This window comes from Streptomyces tricolor, from assembly GCF_002155905.1.
GTDB lineage: Bacteria > Actinomycetota > Actinomycetes > Streptomycetales > Streptomycetaceae > Streptomyces > Streptomyces tricolor.
Genome location: NZ_MUMF01000210.1, coordinates 1 through 3732, shown reverse-complemented (window position 1 = coordinate 3732; position 3732 = coordinate 1). Strand labels below are relative to the sequence as shown.

5 protein-coding genes and 1 pseudogene are annotated in these 3732 nt (G+C 75.3%); 4 read left to right on the top strand and 2 right to left on the bottom strand.

What is annotated here, in order from left to right; translation table 11 throughout:
• Positions 1 to 135: 135 nt before the first annotated feature.
• Both CCN44_RS16365 and CCN44_RS16360 read left to right on the top strand, forming a co-directional pair.
• Positions 136 to 603, top strand: coding sequence for a hypothetical protein (locus CCN44_RS16365; RefSeq protein ID WP_086698075.1), 468 nt, complete (start codon positions 136 to 138; stop codon positions 601 to 603).
• 106 nt (positions 604 to 709) lie between these two features.
• Positions 710 to 910, top strand: a complete 201-nt coding sequence (locus CCN44_RS16360; RefSeq protein ID WP_086698074.1) for a ferredoxin — start codon at positions 710 to 712, stop codon at positions 908 to 910.
• A gap of 25 nt (positions 911 to 935) precedes the next feature.
• On the opposite strand, the gene CCN44_RS16355 is transcribed toward CCN44_RS16360, so the two are convergent.
• Positions 936 to 1730, bottom strand: coding sequence for a glycosyltransferase family 2 protein (locus tag CCN44_RS16355; protein ID WP_237481300.1), 795 nt, complete (start codon positions 1728 to 1730; stop codon positions 936 to 938).
• Between the two features lie 163 nt (positions 1731 to 1893).
• Positions 1894 to 2232, bottom strand: a complete 339-nt coding sequence (locus CCN44_RS16350) for a DUF6344 domain-containing protein (RefSeq protein ID WP_059250054.1) — start codon at positions 2230 to 2232, stop codon at positions 1894 to 1896.
• 348 nt (positions 2233 to 2580) lie between these two features.
• Between CCN44_RS16350 and CCN44_RS46250 the strand changes: the two genes are divergently transcribed.
• Together CCN44_RS46250 and CCN44_RS16340 are read left to right on the top strand one after the other, a co-directional pair.
• Complete coding sequence (locus CCN44_RS46250; RefSeq protein ID WP_003999697.1) at positions 2581 to 2709, top strand: DLW-39 family protein; 129 nt, start codon at positions 2581 to 2583, stop codon at positions 2707 to 2709.
• 307 nt (positions 2710 to 3016) lie between these two features.
• Positions 3017 to 3732, top strand: a pseudogene (locus CCN44_RS16340) (hypothetical protein); the annotation flags it as partial.

Below are 3732 nucleotides of genomic sequence, written 5' to 3'. Positions count from 1 at the left end.
GAGGGGAGGGACCGGTGCCGGGCGGGCGGGAACACCACCTCCGCGCGTGCCGCCGCGCGCGCCTGCCTCCTCTGGAAAACTGACGATACGTCAGCTACGGTCGCCTCCCTGGTCGTCCCCGAAGGGGTGAGTGTCATGGAGAAGCAGCGTTCCCGGTGCCCGCGACCGCCCGGCGCACCGCGCTGGGTCGCGATGTTCCACGAACCCACCCGGGACACCTGGACGGTGGCCGCGGAGTCCCCGTACCAGGGACCGGTGCGGTACGCCGTGGGCGACATGACCCGGACCGTGCGGGCGCGCGGGGACGAGGCGGCGGTCGCGCTCTGGGGGCCCGAGGACGGCGCCTGGCGCCTCTTCGACACCCCGTCCGCCACGGCCCCCGCGCCCGAGCGGCCCGCGCCCGGCTCCCCGGAACCGGCCCGGCTGGTGGAACGCATGACGGACCGCCGGCACCAGGTGCTCATGGCCGGACTGAGCACGGCGGGCCTGTACGACCTGGGTCCCGAGGACGACGCGGCGGTCCGCGCCCTGGCCGAGCGGCTGGACGAGCCGACGGTCCGCCGGGTGGCCCACTGGCTCTCGGCCGCGGGCGGGGGGCGGTAGTCCGGCGCGGGCGCGTGCGGTGGTCCCGCGGGCCGGTTCAGGCGGGGCGCGGGCGGGCAGTGACGTTCTGGAGGTCACCGCCCACGACTGCACGACTGGAGGACGTATGAAGGTCTCCGTCGACCGCTCCCTGTGTTACGGCTCCGCCGAGTGCGCGCACCGGGCGCCGGCCGTGTTCGCGTTCGAGGACGGGTACGGCGTCGTACGGCCCGGCGCGGCGGAGGCGGCCGGGGAGCCGGGGGTGCGGGAGGCGATCGGGGAGGCCGCCGAGAAGTGCCCCTCGCAGGCGATCGTGCTCACCGAGTGAGCACGGGCCGGCGGGGGAACGCCCGTCAGGGAGTGCTCGTCGTGGCCGCGGCCCCGGCCGGCGGGTAGGTCCAGCCGAAGGCGGCGAGCGCGCGGGCGCGGGCCTCGGCGACCGCCGTCCGGGCCGTGCGTTCGGCGGGGTCGAGATGCGCCGCCCGGCCCGTGACCTGCCCCTCCCACTTGCGGTACAGCAGACCGGTCTCGGCCGAGAACCAGCCGCGGCTCACCGCGTCCAGCGCCAGCAGCAGTCCGGTGTCCTCGGAGGCCGGCAGCGCCATCCAGCCGCCCAGCGCGGTGAGCAGCTCCCGCCGCACGCACAGGCTCGCCGGGTGGACCGGGGCCAGGAAGTCGTTCCGCTTCCAGTGGTCGAGGACGGTGCCGCGCTCGATCGGGCCGTCGTCGGGGTCGCCGGGGAAGCCGGCCGTGGAGCCGTCGGGCAGCAGGTCCAGGACGCGGCACGTCGTCCAGCCGACGGTGGGGTGCGCCTCCAGCACGGCGAGGTCGCGGGCGAGCGCGCCCGGCGTGAGCTGGTCGTCGGCGTCCAGCACCTTGACGTACGGGCCCTCGGCGCGCGCCAGCGCGATCGTCCGGGCGACCCCGGGCCCGCCCCGCCTGCCCTGCCGGAAGGACACCCGGGCGTCGTCCGGGACGTGCGGCCGGACCTCGTCCGACGTGCCGTCCTCCTGGACGACCCACTTCCACTCCCAGCCGTCGGGCAGCCGCTGCGCGCACAGGGACGCGTACGCCTCCGGCAGGAACCGGGCGGACGGGCCGTGGACAGCGGTGACTACGGTGACGCGCCGGTTCACGGCAGCGCTCACCACCTTTCCGGTGAGGTTCTGCGAGGTGGTACGAGCATGTCGTACCGGGGGCCGGAACAGCGCGAGACCCCCGGCCGAACCCGGCCGGGGGTCTTTCCGTGTCGACTGATGCGTACGCAAGTCGCCGTGGGTCGAGACGTTGCGGTACTGCGGTGCTGGGGGATCAGCAGTCGAGGGAGTCCGAGGGGTGCTGGGCCGTGGTCTCCGCCTGGGTGTCGGCGAGCGGGCGGTGGCGGCAGCTCGGGGTCTTTCCGTGGGCCTCGGCCCGGATCCGCTGCTTCATCGTGGGGGGCAGTGCCCTGCCGTGGGACCAGGCCCAGTGGTGTGCCACCGGGATCGTCGGGTTCGTGCGCTGCGCGGTGTCGGTGCGGGGGCTCTCGGTGCGGGGGCCGGCCGCGGCGGCGGTCGCGGCGGTCGCGGTGACGAGTCCGAGCGCCGTGCACAGCGCGAGGAAGGCGGTGACGATGGCGGTCCACAGCTTCATGACCTTGTTCTGGGTCATGGCCCCTCACTTTCGGGTCGGGCGATTTGCGTACTTTCCTCATGATGTGTATGAGCGCCGCGAAGTGGTGGACCGACGCCCGTGGCGCGTCGATGTTCAGATGAACACCACTCGGATGGGTGCAAGGGGGTAGAAAACGCCTAAAACACGGCGAGGGTGAACGAAGAGGGGGCAAAGTAACCGTGTGTGGGGGCGCGGTCACCCTCCGGCCCGAACCGCCTCCGACCTGGCCTATTGCGCTTCCGGGGGCGGGAGTTGGGCCCCCACGCAGATCACCGACCGATATCGGTCGGTGTGTATAGTCGGGCGCCAGAGGTCCCCTACGTCAAGGAAAGACGAGGTCGCGCGGTGAAGAAGCTGCTCCTGGTCGCACTGGCCGCCATCGGCGGGCTCCTCGTGTACCGCCAGATCCAGGCGGATCGCGCCGAGCAGGATCTGTGGACGGAGGCGACTGACTCCGTGCCCACGGGTTCGTGAGTCCCCTACCCCCGAGCTGAACCGACCCCGGCCGCCCATGCGGTCGGGGTTTTGCATTGCCCCGCGGGGACCAGCGGGTGCCGGCCGGCGCCTCGGGTTGCGCGCTCCGGGCGCCTGCGCTACACGCGCGGCGGGCGGTGCGGGACGGTGCCGGGCGTTTCGGACGGGCCTTCGCGTTGCCCGGATGGCCGAGCGGTCCTCGGGGCAGGATGGGGCCTGCGGTCCGGTGCGGCCGTCCGACGACACTGGGGGGTGGTGGCCCGTGCGGGCGCGAGGGGGTACGGCGGCGTGGGCGGGGCGGCGGTCCGTGGCCGGCCGCCGCGGCCGGCGCACGGGAACGGGCCGGGCGGGCACGGCCGGCGCGGGCCGGCGCGTGGTCTCCCTGCTGTCGGCGCTCGGCACGGCCCTCGCCCTGTCGGCCGCCGCCCCGGCCGGCGCGCGGGCGGAGCCGTACGCCTTCTCCCCCGGCGCCCGCACCGTCGCCGGTGCGGAGCGCACCGCGGACGCCGCCCCGCTGGACCCCGGTCACGCCTACCGCAGCTCGCTGCCGCGGGGCGGCCGGCTCTTCTACCGCCTCCGTCTCGGCGCCGCGGACACCGCGTACGTCCCCGTCACCGCCGTACCGCCGGCGGACGCCGCCGTCTCCGCCACCGACGGCATCCGCGTCTCGCTCCGGGACGCGAACGGCACCTCCTGCTCCTACGCCTCCGCCCGTTTCGGCGCCGGGCTCAGCCCGCGCCCGGTCACGGCCCTGGGGCAGCGCGAGGCCGGCAAGGCGCTGTGCCAGGGCGCGGGCACGTACCACCTGCTGGTCGAACGGCTCGACGCCGAGGGCTCCGGCACGGCGGGCCAGGCCGGGCCGTGGGACCTGGAGATCGCGCCTGCGACGGAACCGGGCCTCGCGCAGGCCGGCCCCAGCACCGCGCCGCAGACCTGGGACTCCGCCACCCCCGACCCCCTCACCGGAACGCCCCGCGACCGCTCCGGCGGCGAAACCGGTTTCGCCGCCGGAGCGGTCGCGGG